The organism is Cellulomonas sp. PS-H5 (assembly GCF_019265565.1).
Lineage (GTDB): Bacteria > Actinomycetota > Actinomycetes > Actinomycetales > Cellulomonadaceae > Cellulomonas.
The window spans coordinates 118,888-140,810 of record NZ_JAHVCI010000001.1 but is presented as its reverse complement, the minus strand read 5'-3'; the positions used below and the strand labels follow the sequence as shown (position 1 = coordinate 140,810).

At 73.8% G+C, this 21,923-nt stretch carries 27 protein-coding genes; 8 read left to right on the top strand and 19 right to left on the bottom strand.

The features are described 5' to 3' along the window. Positions 1–3 precede the first annotated feature (3 nt). From J5O08_RS00580 to J5O08_RS00570, 3 genes are read right to left on the bottom strand one after another with little or no spacing between them, the layout of a single operon-like run. On the bottom strand, positions 4–945 hold the full coding sequence (locus J5O08_RS00580; protein WP_218704908.1) for a carbohydrate ABC transporter permease: 942 nt from the start codon (positions 943–945) through the stop codon (positions 4–6). Further along, the gene (locus J5O08_RS00575) at positions 945–1,856 is read right to left on the bottom strand and encodes a carbohydrate ABC transporter permease (RefSeq protein WP_218704907.1); all 912 of its coding nucleotides are present in this window, start codon (positions 1,854–1,856) and stop codon (positions 945–947) included. The genes J5O08_RS00580 and J5O08_RS00575 overlap by 1 nt, the downstream gene beginning before the upstream one ends. Next, on the bottom strand, positions 1,853–3,250 hold the full coding sequence (locus J5O08_RS00570) for an ABC transporter substrate-binding protein (RefSeq protein WP_218704906.1): 1,398 nt from the start codon (positions 3,248–3,250) through the stop codon (positions 1,853–1,855). The genes J5O08_RS00575 and J5O08_RS00570 overlap by 4 nt, the downstream gene beginning before the upstream one ends. Before the next feature lie 150 nt (positions 3,251–3,400). Between J5O08_RS00570 and J5O08_RS00565 the strand changes: the two genes are divergently transcribed. Both J5O08_RS00565 and J5O08_RS00560 read left to right on the top strand, forming a co-directional pair. Continuing rightward, positions 3,401–4,411, top strand: coding sequence for a LacI family DNA-binding transcriptional regulator (locus tag J5O08_RS00565; RefSeq protein ID WP_218704905.1), 1,011 nt, complete (start codon positions 3,401–3,403; stop codon positions 4,409–4,411). A 135-nt stretch (positions 4,412–4,546) separates the two neighbouring features. Beyond that, entirely contained in the window at positions 4,547–4,873 is a 327-nt protein-coding gene (locus tag J5O08_RS00560; RefSeq protein WP_218704904.1) for a hypothetical protein, read from the top strand. Here the strand turns inward: J5O08_RS00560 and J5O08_RS00555 are convergent. After that, entirely contained in the window at positions 4,821–5,798 is a 978-nt protein-coding gene (locus J5O08_RS00555) for a DMT family transporter (RefSeq protein WP_255589020.1), read from the bottom strand. The genes J5O08_RS00560 and J5O08_RS00555 overlap by 53 nt on opposite strands. Positions 5,799–5,833: 35 nt before the next feature. Between J5O08_RS00555 and J5O08_RS00550 the strand changes: the two genes are divergently transcribed. Continuing rightward, positions 5,834–6,412 (top strand): TetR/AcrR family transcriptional regulator, encoded by a 579-nt coding sequence (locus tag J5O08_RS00550; protein WP_218704903.1) that lies wholly within the window; start codon positions 5,834–5,836, stop codon positions 6,410–6,412. On the opposite strand, the gene J5O08_RS00545 is transcribed toward J5O08_RS00550, so the two are convergent. Both J5O08_RS00545 and J5O08_RS00540 read right to left on the bottom strand, forming a co-directional pair. Continuing rightward, entirely contained in the window at positions 6,409–6,756 is a 348-nt protein-coding gene (locus J5O08_RS00545) for a hypothetical protein (protein ID WP_218704902.1), read from the bottom strand. The genes J5O08_RS00550 and J5O08_RS00545 overlap by 4 nt on opposite strands. Then, a complete protein-coding gene (locus J5O08_RS00540; RefSeq protein ID WP_218704901.1) occupies positions 6,753–7,241 on the bottom strand; it encodes a hypothetical protein in 489 nt (162 codons plus the stop codon). Before J5O08_RS00540 ends, J5O08_RS00545 begins: the two co-directional genes overlap by 4 nt. Positions 7,242–7,341: 100 nt before the next feature. Here J5O08_RS00540 and J5O08_RS00535 point away from each other — a divergent pair, with 100 nt between their 5' ends. Further along, a complete protein-coding gene (locus J5O08_RS00535) occupies positions 7,342–8,094 on the top strand; it encodes a class I SAM-dependent methyltransferase (RefSeq protein ID WP_218704900.1) in 753 nt (250 codons plus the stop codon). Between the two features lie 15 nt (positions 8,095–8,109). Here J5O08_RS00535 and J5O08_RS00530 read toward each other — a convergent pair whose 3' ends face one another. The 6 genes from J5O08_RS00530 to J5O08_RS00505 all read right to left on the bottom strand — a co-directional run bounded on the left by J5O08_RS00530 (position 8,110) and on the right by J5O08_RS00505 (position 11,979). Continuing rightward, positions 8,110–8,709, bottom strand: coding sequence for a hypothetical protein (locus J5O08_RS00530; RefSeq protein ID WP_218704899.1), 600 nt, complete (start codon positions 8,707–8,709; stop codon positions 8,110–8,112). Continuing rightward, a complete protein-coding gene (locus J5O08_RS00525; protein ID WP_217616545.1) occupies positions 8,706–9,509 on the bottom strand; it encodes a hypothetical protein in 804 nt (267 codons plus the stop codon). Before J5O08_RS00525 ends, J5O08_RS00530 begins: the two co-directional genes overlap by 4 nt. Further along, a complete protein-coding gene (locus tag J5O08_RS00520; protein ID WP_217616546.1) occupies positions 9,506–10,804 on the bottom strand; it encodes a hypothetical protein in 1,299 nt (432 codons plus the stop codon). Before J5O08_RS00520 ends, J5O08_RS00525 begins: the two co-directional genes overlap by 4 nt. Further along, positions 10,804–11,100: a hypothetical protein gene (locus J5O08_RS00515; protein ID WP_218704898.1), complete on the bottom strand. Its 297-nt coding sequence runs from the start codon at positions 11,098–11,100 to the stop codon at positions 10,804–10,806. The genes J5O08_RS00520 and J5O08_RS00515 overlap by 1 nt, the downstream gene beginning before the upstream one ends. A 57-nt stretch (positions 11,101–11,157) precedes the next feature. Further along, positions 11,158–11,622: a hypothetical protein gene (locus J5O08_RS00510; RefSeq protein ID WP_218704897.1), complete on the bottom strand. Its 465-nt coding sequence runs from the start codon at positions 11,620–11,622 to the stop codon at positions 11,158–11,160. Between the two features lie 72 nt (positions 11,623–11,694). Continuing rightward, positions 11,695–11,979: a hypothetical protein gene (locus tag J5O08_RS00505; RefSeq protein WP_218704896.1), complete on the bottom strand. Its 285-nt coding sequence runs from the start codon at positions 11,977–11,979 to the stop codon at positions 11,695–11,697. Positions 11,980–12,050: 71 nt separating this feature from the next. Between J5O08_RS00505 and J5O08_RS00500 the strand changes: the two genes are divergently transcribed. After that, complete coding sequence (locus tag J5O08_RS00500; RefSeq protein ID WP_218704895.1) at positions 12,051–12,359, top strand: hypothetical protein; 309 nt, start codon at positions 12,051–12,053, stop codon at positions 12,357–12,359. 339 nt (positions 12,360–12,698) lie between these two features. Here the strand turns inward: J5O08_RS00500 and J5O08_RS00495 are convergent, their stop codons facing one another. From J5O08_RS00495 to J5O08_RS00465, 7 genes are all read right to left on the bottom strand, one after another. Beyond that, on the bottom strand, positions 12,699–13,418 hold the full coding sequence (locus J5O08_RS00495; RefSeq protein WP_218704894.1) for a WXG100 family type VII secretion target: 720 nt from the start codon (positions 13,416–13,418) through the stop codon (positions 12,699–12,701). Further along, positions 13,415–13,723 carry a hypothetical protein gene (locus tag J5O08_RS00490; RefSeq protein WP_218704893.1) on the bottom strand — a complete coding sequence of 103 codons (309 nt, stop codon included), beginning with the start codon at positions 13,721–13,723 and terminating at the stop codon, positions 13,415–13,417. Before J5O08_RS00490 ends, J5O08_RS00495 begins: the two co-directional genes overlap by 4 nt. Before the next feature lie 384 nt (positions 13,724–14,107). Then, positions 14,108–14,599 carry a hypothetical protein gene (locus J5O08_RS00485; RefSeq protein WP_218704892.1) on the bottom strand — a complete coding sequence of 164 codons (492 nt, stop codon included), beginning with the start codon at positions 14,597–14,599 and terminating at the stop codon, positions 14,108–14,110. Further along, on the bottom strand, positions 14,593–16,365 hold the full coding sequence (locus tag J5O08_RS21440; protein ID WP_218704891.1) for an alpha/beta hydrolase: 1,773 nt from the start codon (positions 16,363–16,365) through the stop codon (positions 14,593–14,595). The genes J5O08_RS00485 and J5O08_RS21440 overlap by 7 nt, the downstream gene beginning before the upstream one ends. Beyond that, positions 16,362–16,664 (bottom strand): hypothetical protein, encoded by a 303-nt coding sequence (locus J5O08_RS00475; protein WP_218704890.1) that lies wholly within the window; start codon positions 16,662–16,664, stop codon positions 16,362–16,364. Before J5O08_RS00475 ends, J5O08_RS21440 begins: the two co-directional genes overlap by 4 nt. After that, complete coding sequence (locus J5O08_RS00470; protein WP_218704889.1) at positions 16,661–17,200, bottom strand: hypothetical protein; 540 nt, start codon at positions 17,198–17,200, stop codon at positions 16,661–16,663. Before J5O08_RS00470 ends, J5O08_RS00475 begins: the two co-directional genes overlap by 4 nt. Before the next feature lie 66 nt (positions 17,201–17,266). Then, positions 17,267–18,103, bottom strand: coding sequence for a hypothetical protein (locus tag J5O08_RS00465; protein WP_218704888.1), 837 nt, complete (start codon positions 18,101–18,103; stop codon positions 17,267–17,269). 395 nt (positions 18,104–18,498) lie between these two features. Between J5O08_RS00465 and J5O08_RS00460 the strand changes: the two genes are divergently transcribed. The 3 genes from J5O08_RS00460 (at position 18,499) to J5O08_RS00450 (ending at position 21,855) form a co-directional block, all read left to right on the top strand. Beyond that, positions 18,499–19,443, top strand: coding sequence for a carbohydrate ABC transporter permease (locus tag J5O08_RS00460; RefSeq protein WP_218704887.1), 945 nt, complete (start codon positions 18,499–18,501; stop codon positions 19,441–19,443). Continuing rightward, on the top strand, positions 19,440–20,411 hold the full coding sequence (locus J5O08_RS21435; RefSeq protein WP_308281205.1) for a carbohydrate ABC transporter permease: 972 nt from the start codon (positions 19,440–19,442) through the stop codon (positions 20,409–20,411). Before J5O08_RS00460 ends, J5O08_RS21435 begins: the two co-directional genes overlap by 4 nt. Before the next feature lie 88 nt (positions 20,412–20,499). Continuing rightward, complete coding sequence (locus J5O08_RS00450; RefSeq protein WP_218704886.1) at positions 20,500–21,855, top strand: extracellular solute-binding protein; 1,356 nt, start codon at positions 20,500–20,502, stop codon at positions 21,853–21,855. Positions 21,856–21,923 lie beyond the last annotated feature (68 nt).

Here is a 21,923-nt window from a genome sequence, read left to right as displayed (position 1 = left end):
AGGTCAGCCCTTGACGCTTCCGGCGAGGATGCCGTTGATGAAGTGCTTCTGGAGGGCGATGAAGACGAGCAGGAGCGGGATCAGCGCGATCGACGCGGCGGCCAGCAGCTCGCCGGTGACGGTGGCGTAGTCGGCGCCGATCCGGTTGCCGGTGATGTTCTGCGCGAGCGTCGACAGCACGACCTGGAGCGTCGCCATCCGCGAGGACGAGGCGGCGACGACCGGCCAGACGAAGTCGTTGTAGATGTTCATGACGGTCAGCACCGCGAGGCCCGCGAGCGCCGGCCGGATCACCGGCAGGACGATCCGCCAGAAGATGCCGAACTCGGTGCAGCCGTCGACACGGGCGGCGTCGAGCAGCTCGTCGGGGACGGCCGCGATCACCTGGCGCATCCAGAAGATCGCGAACGCGTCGACCGCGCCGGGGAGGATCAGCGCCTGGTACGTGTTGACCCAGCCGAGCTCCTTCATCTCCAGCAGCAGCGGGATGATGAGCACGATCGTCGGGAGCATCAGCGTGATCAGCACCGTGCCGAACAGCAGGTCCCGCCCGCGGAACGTGTACTTGGCGAACGCGTAGGCGGCGAGCGGCGCGCAGAACAACGTGAGCGAGCCCTTCACGACCAGCACGACGGCGGTGTTGAGGAACCCCTGGCCGATCGGCACGTCCGCGAACATCCGGCGGAAGTTCTCCAGGGTCAGCGACGACGGGTCGAGCCCGAGCGGGTCGCCGACGATCTGGGTCGCCGGCTTGAACGCGGACACCAGCGCCCACACCACCGGCGCGAGGAACGCGAGCGCCAGGACGAGCAGGAACGCCTGGGTGCCGAGCGGGCCGGGTGCCCAGCGGCGGCGAGGGCCGCGGGCGCGGCCGGCGCGCGGGTCGGCGGGGCGGCGCGGCGCGCGGGGCGCCGAGCCGACGGGACGGGTCTCGGTGGCGGTCATCAGTCCTCCGACCGGAGCAGCCGCACGAACCCCAGCGACAGCGCCATCACGATGATCACGAGCAGGAACGAGTTGGCCGCGCCGGTGCCGAGGTCGGCCCGGTTGATGTGGTCGTACAGGTGCAGGCCGGCGGTGGTCGTCGAGCCGTAGGGACCGCCGTCGGTGACGACGAACGGCTCGGCGAACATCTGGAACACCGCGAGGGTCTGCAGCACGACCGAGAACATCAGCGTGCGGCGGACGAGCGGGACGGTGATGCTGAGGAACCGGCGCACCGGCGACGCCCCGTCGATCGAGGCCGCCTCGTAGACCGCGCCGTCGATGGACTGCAGCCCGGACAGCAGGATCACGACGATGAAGCCCGTGGTCTTCCACAGGAACAGCAGCGCGAGGGTCGGCTTGGCCCACTGGGTCGTCGTCAGCCAGCCGACGTCGGGCAGCCCGACCAGGTTCAGCAGGCCGTTGACCGCGCCGTAGTCCCGGTCGAACACGACGACCCAGATCTGCGCGACCGCCACCAGCGGCGTCACGAACGGCACCAGGAACGCGATCCGGTAGAACCCGCGCATCCGGGTCTTCGCGTTGTCCAGCAGCACGGCGACGACGAGGGCCAGCACCATCTGCACCGGCACGATCAGCAGCCACAGCACGGCGGAGTTGCCGAGCGACGACCAGAACGCCTCGTTGCCGAGCAGGTAGGTGTAGTTGCCCAGCCCGACCCATTCCGCCGCGCCGCTCCCCCGCCAGTTGGTGAAGGACAGCCGCAGGGTGAACAGCATCGGGTAGACGCTGAACGCCACGAAGATCGCGACGAACGGGGCGACGAACACGTACGGGGCCACGGCCCGGGGCAGGTGCGGGCGCCTCCTGCCCCGGGTCGCGACGCGTGCCGTGGTGGCGGCAGCGGTCACTGCCGGTCCACGAGGTTGGCCTGGATGTCGGCGGTCGACTGCTCGATCACCTGGTCCGGCGTGAGCTCGCCGTCGAGCATGCGCTGCACGTTCGTCCCCAGGTAGTCGACGGCGCCCGCCCACCACGACGGCGTCGGCGCGCCGCCGGGGATCTCGGACCCGGCCTCGACCGCGGTGGTCCACAGGTCCTGGTCGCCCAGCCCGGCCACCGGGCCGAACAGCGGCTTCTCCGGGTCGGCCGCCGGCGCGTAGGCCGGGATCGAGGTGGCGAGGCCGTTCGGGTAGGTGTCGTTCGGGCCCCAGACCGCCGAGTAGCCGGCCTCGTCGTACATGAGGAACTCGTAGAACAGCCACGCGAGCTCCGAGTTCTCCCCGGCCTTCGGGAGCACGAACGACGAGCCGCCCATCGCGCCGGACCGCGCCCCGCCGTCCTCCCACGCCGGCAGCGGCATGGCCCGCCAGTCGCCAGAGGTCTCGGTGAGCTGCTGCTCGGGGGCGAACGAGAACCAGATCGCCCACGGGTAGAACACCTGCTGGCCGCTCTCCAGCGGGCCGACGTCGCTGGGCGACAGGTACTCGGCGCGGGTGCCGAGGCCCTCGGTCTGCACGGTGTCGAGCCAGCCGAGGATCTGCCGGTACGCGTCGGAGTCGAGCCGCAGCTCGCCGTCCTCGTCCGCGATCGACGTGCCGAGCTGGCTCGCGTACATCTCGAGCTGCAGCTGGCCGAGGAACGCGCTCTGCTCCAGGTGGATCGGCTTCGAGCCCGGCACGGCGGCCTGGTACTGCCGTGCCGCCTCCAGCAGGTCGTCGTAGGTGGCGATCTGCGTGGCGTCGACGCCGGCCGCCTCCAGGGCGGTCGCGTTGTAGAAGAGCAGGCCCGGGTCGAGGTCGAACGGGACGCCGTAGATGCCGCCGTCGAGCGAGTTCACGTCGATCTTCTGCGGCGCGATGTCGCCGGCGTACGGCTCGAGGACGTCGGTGAGGTCCCAGAGGTAGTCCGCGTACCCGGCGACCTTGGCGTCGTCGAGGAACACGCCGTCGGGGACGTCGGTCTCGGTGATGAGCGTGTTCTGCAGCTTCGCGTCGACGTCGACCGCCTCGTGGTGCACCACGATGTCCGGGTACACCTCGTTGAAGTCGTCGATCACGGCGTCGAAGACGTTGAACAGGTCGCCGGAGCGGTCCCAGATCGTGATCTCGCCGCTGGGGCTGTCGCCGGTCGGGGCCTGGAGGCGGTCGGCGTCGGCCGCGGCGGTGCTGCCGCCGTCGTCGGAGCCGCCGCCGGAGATGGAGGGGCCGCAGGCGGCGAGCGCTGTCGCGGCGGCGAGCGCGGTCGCCACCAGGGCGATCGGGCGTCCGCGGCGGGCTCGCCGGGCGGGGTGGGTCGGGTGCATCGGCACTCCCTTGTGCGATCGGCCGCCGTCCCGCGGGGGGCGCGGGGTGGCGGGTCCGGCGTGCGTCTTTGCCAACGTGTGCAAAGTAGCCGCTCTTTGCACACGTTGCAAGACCCCTATGCTGGGCTTCACCCACGACGAGGAGGTGGCATGGCCGCGACCCTGCGCGACGTCGCCGAGCACGCCCAGGTCTCCGTGCGGACCGTGTCGAACGTGGTCAGCGGGTACACCCACGTGAGCGAGCGCATGCGCACCCGCGTGCTCGCCGCGATCGAGGAGCTCGACTACCGCCCCAACCCCGTCGCCCGCACCCTGCGCACCGGCCGCACCGGCGTGCTCGCGCTGGTCGTCCCCGAGATCGACCTGCCGTACTTCGCCGAGCTCGCCCGCGAGGTCATCAACGCCGCCGCCGACCTCGGCTACCGCGTGATGGTCGACCAGACCGGGCACGACCACGAGCGCGAGCGGCAGCTCCTCACCGGCGCCGACCGGACGATGCTGTTCGACGGCGTCCTGTTCAGCCCCCTGGTCACGCGGTCCGAGCTGCTGGAGATGCAGGGGTCGTCGACCATGCCGCTCGTGCTGCTCGGCGAGCACGACTTCGACGGCCGGTACGACCACGTGGCGATCGACAACGTGCAGGCCGCGGCCGACGCGGTCGGGCACCTCGCCGCGACCGGGCGGACGCGCATCGCGGCGATCGGGGCCCAGCCCGAGGAGTCGTACGCGACGCCGCAGCAGCGGACGACGGGCTACGAGCGGGCGCTCGGGCTGGCCGGGCTGCCGGTCGATCCCGCGCTGCTGCGCGCCGCCGCGCACTACCGGCGGGCCGACGGGTACGCCGCGGCGGCCTCGCTGCTCGCACTGCCCGACCGGCCGGACGCGATCTTCTGTTACTCGGACCTGCTGGCGATGGGCGCGATGCGCGCCGTGTTCGACGCCGGGCTGCGGGTGCCGGAGGACGTCGCGGTCATCGGGATCGACGACATCGAGGAGGGCCGGTACTCGCGGCCCACGCTGTCGACGGTCTCGCTGGACACGCCGTTCATCGCCCGCGAGGCGGTGGCGCGCATCGCGGCGCGGATCGCGGACCCGGACACCCCGGCGGTCGAGGTGACGGCGCCGCACACGGTGCGCGCCCGCGAGAGCACCGGGGCCTGACCCCCGCGCCTGACCCCGGTGCCGACCCCGCCGAGACGGCAGCTCTCGGCTGTGCGCGGGCGCGCTCACGCAGCCGAGAGTTGCCGTCTCGGCGATCGGGGGGGCACTGCGAGGGGCGCTGCCACGATGACCGGCATGGAGACCCCCCGCAGGCCGCGCAACCGGATCGCTCTCGCCGTCGGGGTCGCCGCCGCGACCGCGCTGCTGCTCGCCGCCTGCGCCGCAGGCGTGAACCCCGACGTCGGTCAGGCGCCGCCCGGGGCCGAGGAGCCCGCCGGGTTCTGGCTCGGGCTGTGGCACGGAATCATCCTGCCGGTCACCTGGATCGTGTCGCTGTTCACCAGGACCGTCTCGCCGTACGAGGTGTTCAACTCGGGGAACTGGTACGACTTCGGGTTCGTCCTGGGCATCACGATCGTGTTCGGTGGGCCGTTCGGGGCGGGGCGGGCGCGCCGGCGCTGACGGGCGCGGGTGCGGGTGCCGCCGACCGCGCGACCCGCGCCTCCACCGCCAGCACCACCGCCACCCCGGCCCCGCACAGCGCGAATCCCACGAGCGTGACCGCGGTCAGCGGCTCCCCCAGCCCGACGGCGCCCGCCGCCGCGGTGGCCGGCGCGACCAGGAACAGCAGCGCGTTGAGCGCCGTCACCCCGATCCGGCGCAGCAGCCACCAGTACAGCCCGTAGGCCACGAGCGTCGGGAACACCGCGGCCAGCGCCGTGGCCACCCAGAACGCGCCGTCGGCCGGCGGCGCGAGCTCACCCGCGACCGCCGCCGCGACCAGCAGCGCCGCGGCCGTGACCACCACCTGCACCGTGAGCACGGCCAGCACCGGCGGCCGCGCGGGCGACCGACGCTCGAGGAAGGTCGCCGCCACCAGGCACGCCATCGCGGCGAGCGGCAGCAGGTACGCCGCCGCGGGCGCCTGCGACCCGCCGAGCTGCGACCGCACGACGAGCAGCACCCCGACCGCACCGACGGCCAGGCCGGCCCACTGCGCCCCGCGCGCCCGCAGCCCGAGCAGCGGCCCGACGAGCGTCGCGACGACCAGCGGCTGCACCGCGTCGATGAGCGCCGTGGTCCCCGTCGCCACGCCCGCGGCGATCGCGGCGTACACGAGCACGACGTAGCCGAGCTGCGCGAACAGCCCGATCACCGCCTGCCGGCGCAGGTCCGCTCGCGGGACGTCGCGGGCGGCGCCGGTCGCGAGCGTCACCGCCACGAGGGCGACCGCGACCGGGACGAACCGCCAGACGAGGAGGGTCAGCGCAGGCGCGTCGACGGTCGCCACCTTCGCGATGACGAAGCCGGAGGTCCAGCTCGCGACGAACGCGGCGGAGGCCAACGCCGGCAGCGCGCGACCGAGTACACCGACCTGTCTACTCATGGTCGACGACTATACAGACCTGTATACTCGGCGCCATGGGAACGCCCGAGCCCGCCCCGCTCACCCCCGGCGCCCGCCGCGTGCTCGGCGCCGCGTCGGAGCTGTTCTACGAGCGCGGCATCCACGCCGTCGGCGTCGACACCATCGCCGAGGCCGCCGGGGTCACGAAGAAGACGCTCTACGACCGGTTCGGGTCGAAGGAGGCGCTGGTCGTCGCCTACCTACGGGCGCGGGACGCCCGGTGGCGCGAGCACCTGCTGGCGACGCTGGACGGCGCACCGGCGCCCGGGCCCGACCGGGTGCTGGCGGTGTTCGACGCCGCGGCGTCGTGGTCGACGGCGAACAGCCCGCGGGGATGCAGCGCGATCAACGCCCGGGCCGAGTCGTCCGCCGGCGACGGGGACGCCGTGCTCGCGGAGGTCGCCGCGGAGAAGGCGTGGCAGGTCGGGCTGCTCGTCGACCTGTGCCGGGAGGCGGGGGTGCGGGAGCCCGAGGACACCGCGCGGGCGCTGATGCTGGTGTACGAGGGGGCGATCGTCACCGTGGGGATGGGGACGTTCGACCGGCCGTTCGCGCGGGCGCGCGACGTCGCGGCAGCGCTGCTCGCGGTCTAGCGGAGGACGACCCAGAGGAACGTCAGCGCCGCGACGACGAGCCCGACGCCCGCCGACACCAGCGCGCGGCGCGGCCGGCGGTCGGTCCAGGGCACGATCACCACCGCCGCCCCGACGAGTGCCCCGACGACCAGCGCCGGCCCGATGACGTCACGGACGTCGCCCCGCGGCCCGTCAGCGCACCCCCACACCCCGCACCAGGCGAGGCTCGCCCAGCCGACGGGAACGACCGAGACCACCAGGGCGACCGGCACGGTCCACAGCAGGTCCCAGGCCGGGTGCCGTCGGCGCGCGCTCGGTGCTTCGGCGCGCACCGCGTCGGGCTCGTCCGCCGCCGGGCTCACGGGACGAGCCACAGCCGCACGCGCGTCGACCCGTCGTCGACCTGCGACACGGAGACCCGGGCCGCCCAGCCGTCCGCCGTCCCCTCGGCGCGGCACCGGCGCGAGCAGGCGCCGTCGACGGCGGCGTCGTAGCCCGCCTCGCTCAGCCACTCCTCGAGGTCACCGCTGCTCACTGCGCCGTCGACGACCCACGACCGGTGGACCGACGGGCAGGCGTCGTCACCGAGGCAGAACAGCCGGCGAGGCTCCGACGAGTCCGACGACGGCCCAGCCCGGCCGCCCGGGTCGAAGCGCGCCGCGACGACGCCGATCGATCCCGAGGGCAACGGCGCCGTCGCCACGAACGGGGCGGCGAGGGGCAGCACGAGCGCCGTCGTGAGCACGACCCACCCTCGTCGTCGCACCCGGTCCTCCTCCGCCTCGCGCTCCGCCACGGTAGGGCGCGGCACGGGGCTGCGGGCGTCGTCGGCCTCGCAGTCACCCATGCGGCGGCGCACGTCGCACCGTCGAGCGGGGCGCGCTCCCCCGCGTGGAGCACACGGAAAGACCGCGACCACACCCCCGCCGCGGTGCGACGATGCCGCGATGCGCCCGTTCGAGGACCTGGCCGCCGAGGCCGTCGCCGCCGACGTCACCGGCTGGGGCTTCGGCTGGCTCGACGGCCGCGCCACCGAGGAGCGCCCGCCGTGGGGCTACGCCCGCCTCCTCGCCGACCGCCTCGCGCGCGTCGACTCCGCGCTCGACGTCGACACCGGCGGCGGCGAGGTCGTCGCCGAGGCCCCCGTGCTCCCGCCACGGATGGTCGTCACCGAGGGGTGGCCGCCGAACGCGCGCCGCGCGCGCGAGCTGCTCGGCCCGCGCGGGGTGACGGTGATTGAGCCCGGCGACGGGGTGCGGCTGCCCGATACGTCGTTCGACCTCGTCACCTCCCGGCACCCCGTGCGGCCCGACTGGGCGGAGATCCACCGCGTGCTGCGGCCCGGCGGCACCTACCTCGGGCAGCACGTCGGGCCGCGGTCGGCGTTCGAGCTGATCGAGCGGTTCGTCGGTCCGGTGCCGGGGCTGGTCGCGCGCGACCCCGACGACGAGGCGGCCGACGCCGAGCGCGCCGGGCTGACCGTCGTGGACCTGCGGCGGGCGACCTGCCGGATGGAGCTCCACGACGTCGGGGCGGTCATCTGGGTGCTGCGGAAGTGCGTGTGGTGGGTGCCGGACTTCTCGGTCGACCGCTACGAGGACACGCTGCGGGCGCTCGACGCCGAGATGCGGGCCGGGCGGCCGGTCGTGGCGCACTCGACGCGGCACCTGATCGAGGCGCGCCGGGGGCCGGCGGCCTGACCGGGGTGGCGCCCGTCAGCCCAGGTGCCCGCCGATCGCGCCGGCCCCACCGGTCTTCGCGGCGGTGAGCACGCCGGTCGTGATCAGCCCGGCGAGCGGCGAGCTCGCGACGGTGCCGCCCGCCTCCAGGTGGGCCGCCTGCTTGCGCAGCGCCTCGGCGACCGGGCGTGCGCCGCCGGCGCGGTGCTGCTCGACGGCGTCGGCGAGCTGCCGGAGCAGGGCGGGCGGCTGGGACTGGTCGAGGTAGTCGGTCCGCGCCACGAGCGAGGCGTACAGCGCGCGACCCTGCGGCGCCTTCGCCCTGAGCAGGAGCGCGCCACCACCGTTCGGCACCAGCGACACCGCCGTGCCCGGCTCGAGCCGCACCTCGCGGCGCCACACCCGGCACCGCACGCGCACCAGCGAGCCGGCGACGGGGTCGAGCCACGTCGACTGCCACACCAGCACCACGAAGTACAGCGCCAGCGGGACCATCAGCAGCATGAAGACCCGGTTCTCGGGCTGCGCGACCCAGAGGTAGCCCAGCACGGCGACCACCCCGACGGCCGTCGCGACGATCCACCGCCGCGACGACCGCGACGAGAAGGCCGGGATCCGGACCAGGGTCTCGGTCATCGCGCCCCGGCCGCCGCCGACGCCACCGCCGCCGCGGTCGACACGGCCCGCTCCGCGAGCTCCCGCACCTGCGCCTCCAGCGCCTCCCGGGTGAGCGGCCGCGCGACCACGGGACCCCCGGACGCCTCCCGCGCCGACAGCGCCCACGCCCCGCCCGGCCCGGTGAACAGCCCGAGCAGCTCCGGCTCGCGGTCGTCCGGCACCCGCACGACGACGTCGGCGCGCACCAGCGCGGACCCGAGGTGCTCGACGACCTCGGTCGGCGGCTCGTCGGGGTCGGCGACCGCGATCTCCGGCCCGGTGCCGTCGGCCGTCTCGGGGTGCACCGCCGCGTCGAGCATCAGGTCGCCGAGCGTGCCGGCCGACGCGAGCGCGAACCGGTGCTGCCCGTCGGTCGTGACCTGCTCGACCAGCACGACGTCCCGGACCACGTGCGCGTACCAGTAGTCCTGGCCGAGCACGGTCGACCGGGCGACGCACACCGTGGCCGACGCGCCGCGGCGGAGCGCGACGAGCGACAGCACGTCCTGGCGGACCTGGAGCTCGACGGTCGGCTCGCCGACGGCGGCCGCGAGCGCCGCGGGCGTCGGCGGGTCGACGATGCCGCGCGCGAGCAGCCCGCGGTAGGCGGTGCGCAGGGCGACCTCGCGGTCGGCGTCGGGCAGCGTGGCGAGGTAGGGCGCGACGACGAGGCCGCCGGGCCCGGCCAGGATCGCGAGCTCCTCGTCGGTCAGCACCTCGACCGGCACCGGGGCGCCCGGGGTCTCCGGCGACGCAGCCGCCTCGGGCGCGGCGGTCACAGCAGCCCGCCCGAGAGCACGCTCAGCGCGCCCTTGCCGAAGTCGGACACCGCGTCCTTGGCCTTGTCCACCTGGTCCCCCGCCCAGTCGGCGGCGTTCGACACCGCGTCCGTCGTCGCGTTCCACGCGGTCGTCGCACCGTCCCAGACGGCCTTGCCCGCCGTCGACACGAAGTCGCCGATCGCCTCGCGGTTGTCCCAGATCAGGTTGCCCAGGCTCCAGGCGCCGTAGGCCAGCACCGCGCCGCCCGCGACCGCCAGGCCGACCGGCCCGAGGGCCAGCGCGCCCGTGCCGACGGCGATGAGCGTGCCGGCGCCGGCCGCGCCCGCGAGGCCGAAGCCGCGGGTCGCCCAGCCGCGGGCGCCGTCGTAGCCGCCGCCGGTCACCGTGTCGGCGAGGCCCGTCAGCACGGTCAGCGGCAGGAACGCCTTGCCGGCGGTGCGCAGCAGCCCCGCGCCCCGGGCGCCGAGCAGCTTGGTCATCCACTCGGCCGCGGGCTTGCCGTTCTTGAACACGTCCATCGCGGCGTCGGCCTTGGCGAAGTTGTCGAGCATCGCCTGGTAGTGCGTGATCGGCGCGCCCGAGGCCCGGAGGAAGTCCAGGAACGCCTTGCCCTTGGTCGCCGACTTCATGACGCCCTTGATCACCTGCGCCAGCGCGACGCCGCCGGCGCCGACCGAGCCGAGCGCGCCGATGACGTCGCCGCTGGCGAACGCGCGCTGCAGGTAGGCGTCCACGGCCGACTGCAGCGTCTGGGGCACCTCGACGGCGGACAGCTTGTCCGCCACCTGCTGGTCCGTCGTCGCCACGTCCTGCAGCGACGTCGCGATGGCGTCGGCGTGCTCCTGCGCCTCCGCGTTGAGGGCGCGCTGCTGGGCGTCCCGCTGCGCGCCGGCGCCGTCGGGGTCGCCCGCGGCGGTCATCACCGGCGGGAGCGTGGGCGCCGTGACCCGGCCGTCGCCGGCGACGGTGAACCCGGCGGCGGTCGCGGCGTCGACGGTCGCGAGCACCGCGGACTTGGCCCGGCCGAGGTCGGTGGCCCCCGAGGCCAGCGCCGAGCGCGCCGCCTCCAGGGCGTCCGCGAGCGCGAACCCGGTGGTCGCCTCGCTGGCCATGCGCTGCGCGGCGGCCTGAGCGGCGTCGCCGTCCCAGTGGTCGCCGAGGCGGGTCATCGCGGACTTGGCGGCCTGCACCTGCGCATCGACCGCCTCCTGCGCGGTGCCGACGCCGGTCGCGGCCTCCGACAGCGCCTCGGGCCGCCAGCTCCGCACGACCTCCAGGGTGAGCGCGGCCATCAGAACGCCCCCATTGCGCCGAACCGGGTCTGCACGGACCCGTCCGCCGCGCGGTAGCTGTCCGCCGACCCGGAGGCGCTCGCCGACATCCCGCGGATGTTCTCCCCCAGCACCTGCACCGCGGCGCCGACGCGCGTCGAGACCCACACGGCCGCGTCCGGCACGGCCGAGCCGGGCAGCGCCGCCTCGATCCCCGCGAACGCGCCGGCGACGTCCAGCGCCTGCAGCTCCGACGCCACCGTCTCCAGCTCGGACGCGGCGGTGTCCAGCGCCGCGATCGAGACGTCCACACTCATGCGTTCCGTACCCCCGGGTGTTGCGGTCGTGCGCGTGTCAGAAGGTCATCGGCGAACTCAGAAGTCGCCGAGCGAGGTGAGGGCTCCCCCACCCCCCAGTCCCATGTACCGCCCCAGCGGCGACGACGCCACCGGGAGCCCGGCATCCAGGTGATCCGCGTGCGCCCGGAGCGGGGCGATCACGGCGGTGGTCTCGCGGGTGCCGCGGGCCTCCAGCTCGTCCGCGAGCGCGCGCGCGACCGCGGCGGGGACGCCCAGGGCCGCGCCGTCGTGCACCTCGATCAGCGGGAGGAACACCCGCCGCCAGCCGCGCTCGACCATGAGGCCGGTGCGCTTCTTGCTCGACGTGAGCGCCAGCAGGACCCGGCGGTCCAGCGTCACGGGCTTGGTGCGCAGCGAGCGGCGCTCCGGGTCGAGCACGCCCGTGCCGCGGTCGAGGCGGGCGACGACGGCGCCGTTCTGCGCCGGGTCGAGCGCGCGGACGGCGACGACGCCGCCGCCCAGCGGTGCGGTGCTGCTCACGTTGAACTCTCCCGGGGGACGGCGGCTGGCCTGCCGCGTCACGGTATCAAGGGGCCGAGCGGGGCAGCCCTTTCACGCCTCGGGGTCGAGCGACATCCCCCACCACAGACCGCCGAGCATCACCGCGAGGACCAGCAGCGCCCACCCTGCAGCGGCCAGCTGGAGCGTCGGGGTCGGGTTCGCGCGCCACCGGCGCTCCGCAGCACCGAACGGGATCGTGAGTGCCCACCCCAGCACGAGAGAGGCGCCCGCGACGACCCGGTGCACGCCGCCGCCGACCAGCACCAGGACACCGATGAGCAGCAACGGGCTCGCCGCGACGGGCCAGAGCCATCGACTGGTCAGCAGTGACTTCACGGGTTCCGTCCTCCGGGTGACTGACGCGCGGTTGGGCATCGGGCTCGCTCGACTCGCTAAGGTCAGGCTCCATGACCGACGCACAACTTCTGGCCGGATCGCGCCTCCGGACGGCGCGGATCGTCTCCGTCGGCATCCTGACCGCGGTCGCCCTGGGGACGATTCTCGCCCTGGTGACCTATCCCAGCTGGCAGCTGGCTCTCGCGGCGGTCTGCGTCGTCCCGTGCCCCGTCATCCTGTGGTTCGGGCTGCGCCGCTGGTTGACCCCGTTCGCGCCGGGCGTCAGGGCGACCACCTATCTGATCAGCGCCGTGCCCCCGGTGCTCGTCATCGCACTGCTCGCCGTCGGTGGTTGGCTGCTCAGCAGCGCCCCGATCTGAGACGACACCCACCGAGCACTCAGCGCTCGGGCGGTTCGGACGACCCCCGGAGCGTTCGCTCGCCGTCGGCCGCGAGATCCGATCGCTGCTCCGGCGTCATCCGCGCCCACGCGTCGGCCATCTCGGTGACAGCAGGTCCGACCACCCCGGCGAACGCCGTCGTCCGTGCGGCGTCGCGAAGGCTCCTGCGGCCTGCGAGCACGTCGTCCAGGATCGAGCCGAGCTCGCTCCCGACCGCACGGTCCCGGAGCGCGGTCAGCTGTGCGCGCAGCTGACGGTCGAGTGCGGGGTCCGCGGCTGTGATCCCCAGGAGCGGGGGTGGGGTGTCGCGATCGTCGGTCACGAGAGCTGTCGATTCGTGTAGGAGCCCGAGGGGAGGGGCTGGGTCGAGAAGCCGTGGATCGAGCCGAGGAAGCCTGCGCTGAGGCCGACGACGCCGTTCATCATCGCGACCGCGTTGCCGTGCACCTGCACCACCTGCATCCAGGTCCGCGCCGCCTGCGCGATCGAGAACGCAGTGGCGCCGCCGCCGACGATCCCGCCGACGACGGTCCAGGAGGAGGCCGCGGCAGCTGCGGCTGACACAGCGGCTGCGAGCGCCCAGTCGAGCATCATCCCCATCAACGACTCCAGCGTCGCCTGCGTCGATTTCATACCCTGGGCGACGTTGTCCACCTCGCGCGCGATGTCGCGCAGCGGGCCGGCCTGGTTGTTGACGGCGTCTTCGAGACGGCTGAAGTACGCGGAAGCCGCCTCGGCTGCCTCACCGGTCCAGCCCGCCCGGAATGTCTCCCGCGCGTGCCGCAGTTCGACGGCCATGGCTTCGTGGTACTCACCCAGGTGCTCGAGCGCGGACGACGCCGTCGACATGCGCTCCCAGTCACCCGAGAAGTGCTCCGCGACCCACGCGACGGGGTCCGTCCCGCAGACCTCCTGGATGATGCGGAGCAGCCAGTAGCTGGGGCTGATCAGGTCCGGGAAGTTCATCACCGTCTCGACGAAGTCCGGGATCGGTGCCGACGGCACCGGCACGACCAGCTCGCGGGACGGGTCGCTCATCGAGGTTCCTGACGCGCGTTGCCGTACTGCGAGGTCGGGACGTAGTGGTAGAGGCGGTCCATCGTCGCGGCGGTCGCGTCGTCGGTCGTCCGATAGCTCGCAGCCGTCGCCCGCACCTCCTGCGCCGACGACTCCAGGACCGTCCCCAGATGCGCGAGCTCGGACTCGAGCGCGGTCCGGATTCCGTCCAGGACGCCGATCGCGGTGATGAACAGACCGCTGTCACCGAGGCCGTCCAGCTTGATGTGCTGCGCGACGTAGGACTCCGCGGCCGTGATCGACGGACGCAATCCGTCCAGCTTCACAGCGGCGTCATCCAGCGCTGCCTCATCGACACGAAAACTCATGTCAGCCCCCTTTCCGCAGGCCACGTTAGCGGGCCGCTCGGCTGCAACTCACGTCCGTCACCCGAACGCTGTGGACGACGCCTCCGGAGAGGTGGCGAGGGCGAGCGGGAGCCCTGCAGAACCGGGCCCGGGCCGCCGCTGGGAAGGACCGTCCCACAGCTCCTGACCGATCGGACCGATCCCGGTCAGCCGGGTGGTGCTGCAGTGCCTCGGGTGCTGAGCCGGTCTACCGTGGACCGCGGGTGGCCGACCTGACGGTAAGGCCAGACACGGATCGGGTTCCTGCTGCGGCGGGGGCCCGAGACGGTCAGGAACGAGACCCCGGCCTGTCACCACCCGCGCTCAGCCCAGGTCGACCTCCTGGCGCGCAGCCTCCCGCGCCACCCCGTCGACGACCTCGAGGTACGGCCCGCTGACGCTCACGCTCATGTCGCGACCCCCGGGGTCGGACCCGGAGACGTCGAGCCCGTCGCGCTGCCCGGCGGCCCCGCCGATCGGGTTCACCTGGACGTCGGTGACGCCGGCGTCCTCCAACGCGGCGACGAGGTCGTCGGTGTCCGCCTGCGCGCCGGTGGCGATCACGGTGACGGTGTACCGCCGGCGGTCGACGACGCCGTCGCCGCCCATGTCGAACTCGCCGTAGGCGTCCTGGACCTGCGCGCCGAGGGCGTCGACGACGCCGGGCAGCACCTGGCGCGCGGCGTCGAGCACCTCGTCCCGGCTCGCGTCCAGGTCGTCGGCGGTCGCCCCGCCGCCGCCGCTGCCGCAGCCCGACAGCGCGAGCGCGGACAGCGCGACGAGCACCGCTGCCGTGCGCACGTGACGGTTCACCACTCGGGCCTCCTGCCCTCGAACGACTGCGGGTCGCGGGTCGCCTCCGGGTCCACCGGGCCGTCGTACCAGGGGTCGTACGAGTGCTCCGCCGCGATGACCTCGTCGTAGTCGCCGACGACGATCTGCCCGATGTTGTACAGCGACTCGGTGCCCGGGTCGAAGTACTTGGTGTGGTCGCCGAAGTTCCGCATCACGTCGGCGCGAGTCGTGGACTCGGCCTGGAACCGGTTGGCGCCGAAGTCGTCCTCGACGATGTCGTTGCCGAGGCCCGCGCCGCCGAGCATCCAGCCGCCGACCCAGCCGTCGTCGGCGAGCGCGGCGACCAGGTCGCGGCTGTTGTTGCCCGCCCAGACGTGGTCGGCGCCGACGCCGAGCTCGGAGGCGTGCTCGACGCCCCCGCCCGCGCCCGGGCTGCCGACCAGCACGATGTCGTCGGCAGCGAGGCCGTGATCGGTCGCGCCGTGCGCCGTGGTGGTCGAGCCGTAGCTGTGCCCGATGACGGTCAGGTGTGCGGGATCGCCCTCGCGGGACGCGCGCAGGCCGTCGATGTACCGCGACAGCAGCGCACCGCCCTCCTCGGCGCGACCCTCGGTCGCCACGGTGGCCGAGTCCCAGTCGCTGGGGGCGTCGTAGCCGATCCACATGATCGAGGAGGCGGTCGAGTACGGGTCCGAGAGCCGCGCGGACTCGTAGATGTTGTAGGCCGCGTCGGCGTTGCCGCCGGCTTCGGTGCCCCGGCTGGTGAGGCCCGGGACCATCACGGAGACGTGGTCGGCCGTGTCGGGGTCCCCGAACGCGATGGCGACCTTCCCGTCGCCGCCGAACGCCGTCGCGTCGTACAGGTGCAGCAGCGGCACGAGCGGCTCGCCGGTGACGGGGTCGACGCGCTGGGCGCCCTCGTCCAGGGCGGCCTGCGCGGCGCGGGCGTTGTCGAGCGCCTGGTAGTCCTCGAACAGCCGCTCACCGCGCTGCTCGCGCAGCTCCATCGCCTCGAGGTCGGTCTCGAGCAGCAGCCGGTTGGCCTGGTCGCGGGCGAGCGCCGGGATGCCGTCGGTGTTGCCGACGAGCTCGGGCCGGGCCGCGAGGACGGCGTACTGCTCCTCCTCGGTCAGCGACGCCCACCACGCGGCGACCTGCTCCGGGGTGCCGCCCTGCGACGGGGAGCCGGGCCGGCCGAGGGCGTCGTCGGCGAGGTCGATCTGCCCGGAGACGGCGGCGCGCGCCTGCGCGAGCGTCGAGTAGGACGAGAACGCGTCGAGCATCGCCTGCTCGGCGGTCGCCAGGTCGCGCACCAGGGCGTCGACGTCCGCGACCACGCCGTCGCGGCGGGTCGCCAGCGACGCCGCCCGGGCCTGCAGCTCCGCGACCGCGGCGTCGTCCACCTCCCCCGCGGACCGGATGTCGGCGTCGAGGTCCTCGCGCGCCTCGTGGTACGACGACCGGGCCTCGACCAGGTCGGTGCGGCGCCGGAGCAGGTCGGTGAGCGCGTCGGCGTGGTCGTCGGCCGCGCGGGCGACCTGCCGCAGCGCGACGCCCATCGCCTGCGCGTCGGCACCGGCGGCGCGGACGTGCCGGCCGTACGCGGTAGCGGCCTCGCCGGACCAGCCGTCGAGGGTGGAGGAGTCGAGCGCGAACGTGTCGAGGTCGTCGAGGTTGACGGCGCTCGCCAGCAGGTCCTGGGCGAACGCGGCCACGACGGCCGGGTCGCCCTCGACGGCAGGGATCGCGTCGATCGCGGGCGGGATGTCGATGGTCACCGTGGTCACGGGGTCCCTCCCAGCCAGGACTCGAAGGTCTCCTGGGCCGCGACGTCGGTGACGGCGTAGGCCTGCTGGGCGTCGCGGAGCCGGGTGCCGATCTCCTCGGCGCGGTCGGCGACGTCGCCGAGGACCGTGCCCCACGCGGACGTCCACGACGCGGCGGCACCGGCGACCGCGGGGGTGAAGCCGGAGGTGGTGGCGTCGGCGACCCGGTCGCGCGCGGTGCGCACGCGCGAGCCCTGGTCGGTCCAGTCGTCGGCGGACAGGCTGAGCGTGTACGGGTCGACCTGGATCTCGCCGCTCACCGGTCGCCCTCCGTCCCGGAGACGAGCGCGCGAGCGGTGGCGGTCGCGACCGGGAGGTTCCGGCCGCGCACGGTCAGCAGGACGGCGTCGTCCAGCCAGGCGACGCGCACGGAGCGGTCGTCGAGGGCGGCGAGCAGCAGCGGCGTCACGCCCGCGTGGTCGAGGTGGCCGTCCCAGCCGTCGGCGCGCAGCCTCGCGGACAGGGCGCGGCCCACGACGACGCCGGCCTCGGGGCCGTCGATCGGCAACCGCGTCTCGGCGACGGGCACGACGTGCGACGCGGGGGCGCTGCGCCAGGTGGTGCGGGGGGCGGGTGCGGCGTCCGCCGGGCCGGCGGCGGCGAGGAGCCCGGCGAGGACGGCCTCCACCCGGGACCGCTCGGCGTCCAGCGCGGCGTCGGTGACGGGGACGGGCGCGTCGGCCGGCTCGGGCGCCGGGGCCTCGGGCGGCAGGACGACGACGTCGACGTCCGGGTGGCGCTCGTGGACGACGCGCAGCAGCGGGGCCTGCGCGAGGGGGTCCTGCGGGTCGGTCACGGCGTCACTCTAGGGGGACTCCCGCGCGGGGGCGCGGGAACGGCGCTCTCTACGACCGGGGCGAGGTCAGCGCCAGCGGTAGCTGAACGCCCAGTCCAGCGCCGCGAGCGCCTGCGGGCCCAGCTCCGGGTGCCGCGCCCGCAGCGTCGCCGCGGCCTCCGCGCAGCCGCCCTGGTACCCGTGCCGGTCCCAGTCGACCTCGTAGCCGGTCATCTCGGCGTCGATCACCCGCACGCGCTCGACCAGCTCCGCGGGGTCGCCGTCGACGTGGAGCGCCGCGACCGCCTGCTCGTCGGCCCACGGGAACGGCGAGCTGCCGTAGGAGAGGTAGGCGACCACCGCGGCGCTGAGCGCCTCGTCGACGACCTCGCTGCCGGCGTACGGATCGCCCTGCGGCGGCGCGGGCGGCACGCCGCGGGGGCCGAGGCCGGCCGGCGCGGGCTCGGGTCCGGCCGGGAAGGAGAACCGGAGCTCGTCGCCGCGCGCGCGGCTCGCCCACGTGTGCACGGCTCGCGACGCCCGCACCAGCTCCTGCAGCGGCTCGCCGTCGAGGTGCAGCGCCCACGGCGTCCCCGGGTCGAGGACCAGGCGCCGCACGTCGGCTCGCCGCAGCGCCGAGGCCAGCCCGCGCACCCGCAGTCGGCCGGGCGCTCCGACGAGTGCCGCCGCATCCGCGCCGGAGTGCAGGACGAGGACGCCGTCGGCCGCGGCGGTGCGACCGGTCGGCGCCAGCACGTCGTGGTGCAGCAGGGCGGTGCGGATCAGCGGGGTCGGGATCACGGACCGGTGCGCGAGCAGCGTGCGGAGGGACGTGGCCCGGATCCAGCGCTCGTGGTCGCGCCAGGTCGGGTGCAGGGCGTCGGCGTGCTCGTCCGGGACCGGGGCGACGGACCGCTCCGTCACCTCCCAGAGCGTCGCGCAGCCCGTGCACCGCCACAGCCAGAGGCGCGTCTCCGCGAAGTCGAGGAGGAAGGGCTCGTGACCGGCGGTGTCCGCGAGCTGCCGGCACGCGCGGCAGCCCGCGGGCGCGGTGCCGCTCACCGGGCGGGGCCGGGCGGCGACCAGGCACGACGTGCGCTCATCCGGGCACTGTAGGGCCGCCCGGCGCCCCGCGCGGTCGACCGTCTGAGCCGCCGCGACGTCCTGGCAGGGGCTCGGCAGGGCGCCGCGCGCTGCTCGGGCGTGCGCGTAAACGATGCGTTACATGCTTGATTCTGATTGCTTGGAGCGCTTACGCTCGTCTTCACGCAGCGCAGGGTGCACAGTCGCACCCCTGACGCCAGGACGAGAGGTGTGTGATGTCCAGCTCAGCCACCCGGGAACGAGGCCAGTCCTCCCCGGCCGAAGCGGAGGGCGAGCCCCGGGCCCGCCGACCGATCCACCACCGCGAGAAGTGGGCGGCGCTCGTCCTCCTCGTGCCTGCGATGGTCGGCTTCGTCGTGTTCTGGATCCTGCCGAGCGGCCGGAGCATCTGGTACTCGCTCACGGACTTCGACCTGCTCAACGACCCGCAGTTCATCGGCCTGGACAACTACCGCGAGCTGCTGACCGACGAGGTCGCCCGCAACTCGCTGGTCGTCACGATCCAGTTCGTCGTCGCCAGCGTCGTCCTCGGCACGGTCCTCGCGCTGCTGACCGCGGCCCTCATGCAGCGGCTGCGGCTCAAGACCTGGGTGCGGTCGATCCTGCTGCTCCCGTGGCTCGTCCCGAACGTCGCCATCGCGCTGATCTGGGCCTGGCTGCTCGACGGTCAGCTGGGCTACCTGAACCACCTGCTGCACGCCGTCGGCCTCCCGGGCGTCTCGTTCTACAACGCCAGCCAGGCCATGCCGATCATCATCGCCATCGGGATCTGGTCGGGCCTCGGGTACACCGCGCTGCTGCTCTACGCCGGGATGACCCAGGTGCCGAACGAGATGTACGAGGCCGGCGCGATCGACGGGGCCACCGAGAAGCGGATGTTCTTCCAGATCACGCTGCCGCTGATCCGGCCGGTGATCGCGCTCGTCGTGGTGATGTCGGCGATCGGCTCGTTCCAGGTGTTCGACCTGGTGCTGATCGGGTACGGCGGCAACCCGATCCCGGCCGTCCGGACGATCTTCTTCTACATCTACCAGCAGTCGTTCGCGTTCTTCCGGATGGGCTACGGCAGCGCGATCGCGCTGGTCCTCGCCGTCATCCTCGGCGCCCTGACGGCCATCCAGATGCGAGCGATGCGCGCCAACCGATCGGACCTCTCGTGATCAGCACCCCCGTCCCCGACCTCGCCCCGTCGAAGAAGAGCGCGCCGACGGGCTCCCCCGCCGGCCCGCGCCGCTCGATCGCCCGCGGCGCCCGCCGGGTGACCCCCGGCAAGGCGGTCGCCTGGACCGTCGTCGGCCTGCTGGTGCTCGTCTCGGTCTTCCCGTTCTACTGGATGGTCCGCACGGCCTTCACGCCCGCGGCCGAGCTGATCCGCGACTCCAGCCAGCTGGTCCCGTCGAACCCCACGTGGATCAACTTCGCCCGCGTGCTCGGGCTCACCTCGATGGAGGAGTCGGTCGCCGCCGGCGGCACCGGCGCGACGCTCGACTTCGTGCGCTACACGGCGAACACGCTGTTCTACGCGGGCTCGATCGCGGTCGTGCAGACGCTCGCCTGCGCCATGGCCGCGTACTCGTTCGCCCGCCTGCGGTTCCGCGGGAACAGCGCCCTGTTCGGGCTGTTCCTCTCGGGGCTGCTCATCCCCGGCATCTTCACGCTGCTGCCGAACTTCGCGCTGATCCGGTCGCTGGGCTGGCTCAACACGTTCCAGGGGCTCATCGCCCCGGCGATCCTGGTGAGCCCGTTCGCGATCTTCTTCCTCCGCCAGTTCTTCCTCTCCCTCCCCCGCGAGGTCGAGGAGGCCGCCGCGATCGACGGCGTCGGCGTCTTCGGCCGGTTCTTCCGGATGACGCTCCCGATGAGCCGCGGCCCCGTCGCCACGATGATGCTCATCACCGTCGTCGGGGTCTGGAAGGAGTTCATGTGGCCGCTGGTGGCCGCGAACTCCGACGGGACGCGGGTCCTGACCGTCGCCCTCCAGCGGTTCCAGGCCCAGTCACCGAACACCTCACCGGACTGGACGGGCCTGATGGCCGCCTCGACCGTGACGGTCATCCCCGTCTTCATCCTGCTCGTCCTGCTCGGGCGGCAGCTGGTCCAGTCGCTCAACTTCTCCGGCGGCAAGTAGCCGCCGGCGCCGCGCCCGCCCGTTCCCCGCCCCACTCCCCCGTCCGGTCTGGCGAGAGCCTGCCCGGAACCCACTGGAAGGAACAGCAATGCTGCGTTTCGCACCGAAGACCGGACTGAAGGTGGCGGCGCTCTCGGCCGCCTCCGTCCTCGCGCTCACCGCCTGCGGGTCGGGCGGCGGGGACGGCGACGGCGGCAGCGCCGGCGGACCCGTCACGATCGAGCACTGGCTCTGGGACGACGTCCAGCGGCCGATGTACGAGGCGTGCGCCACGGCGTTCACCGAGGCCAACCCCGACATCACCGTCAACATCACCCAGACCGCCTGGGCGCAGTACTGGTCGAATCTCACGACGAACTTCGCCTCGGGCACCGGCCCGGACACGTTCACCATGACCGTCCAGTACGTCCGGGAGTACAGCAGCCTCGGCCAGCTCGCGGACCTCGACGAGATCGGCGCCACCGACGGGATCGACTTCGACTCCTACGTCGCCGGCACCGCCGAGAACTACCTCGTCGACGACACCCGCGTGGGCCTCCCCCTCGACTGGGACATCGTCGGGATGGTCTACGACGAGACGGCCGCCACCGAGGCCGGGTACACCAAGGACGACATCAACGCGCTCGAGTTCGACGGCACCGGCGAGGACTCGTTCACCGAGTTCATCAAGGCGATGGCGCTCGACGGGAACGGGAACAACGCGCTCAGCCCCGCGTGGGACGCGGGCAACGTGGTGCGGTTCGGGATGCTCCCGGAGTGGGCCGACGGCTTCACCGGCCAGAACGGCTGGGGCAACCTCGCGCACGCGATCGGCTGGGAGTTCTTCGCCGAGGACGGCAGCCTGAACTTCGACGCCCCCGAGCTCGTCACGACGCTCGAGTGGTACCAGGACATGATCGACCTCGGCGTGATGCAGACGTTCGACGAGACCTCGACCCTGGGCCAGCACCCGACCATGGAGGCGGGCCTCGCGGGCACGACCCTGGCAGGCTCGTGGAACGCGTCGAACTACCTCGCGGACACCCAGGAGATCGACTTCGCCTGGGCCAAGGTCCCGGAGGGCCCCGCGGGCCGGTTCGCCGCGACGAACTCGCTCGCCGGCGTCGTCTGGAACGGCTCGCCGAACAAGGACGCCGCCGCGAAGTGGGTCAACTACCTCGGCTCCCCGGAGTGCCAGGAGGCCACCGGTGAGTTCGGCATCGTCTTCCCCGCCGTCCAGACCGGGACCGACGCCGCCGTCGAGGCGAACGAGGCCAACGGCGCGGGCGTGCCGGAGTTCGCGGAGATGGCCGCGGCCGGCGAGTCGTTCCAGCTGCCGTCCTTCACCCGCAACGCGGAGGTCCGCACGGTGATCCAGGACGCGATCTGGGCGATCGCCGCGGGCGCGGACGTCGAGTCGACGCTCGCCACCGCCAACGACGCGGCGCAGGCCCTCGTCGACTGACGGTCCTGACGTCGGGCGGGGGCGGCACCCGCCCCCGCCCGACGTGCACCACCCCACCCCCGAACGGA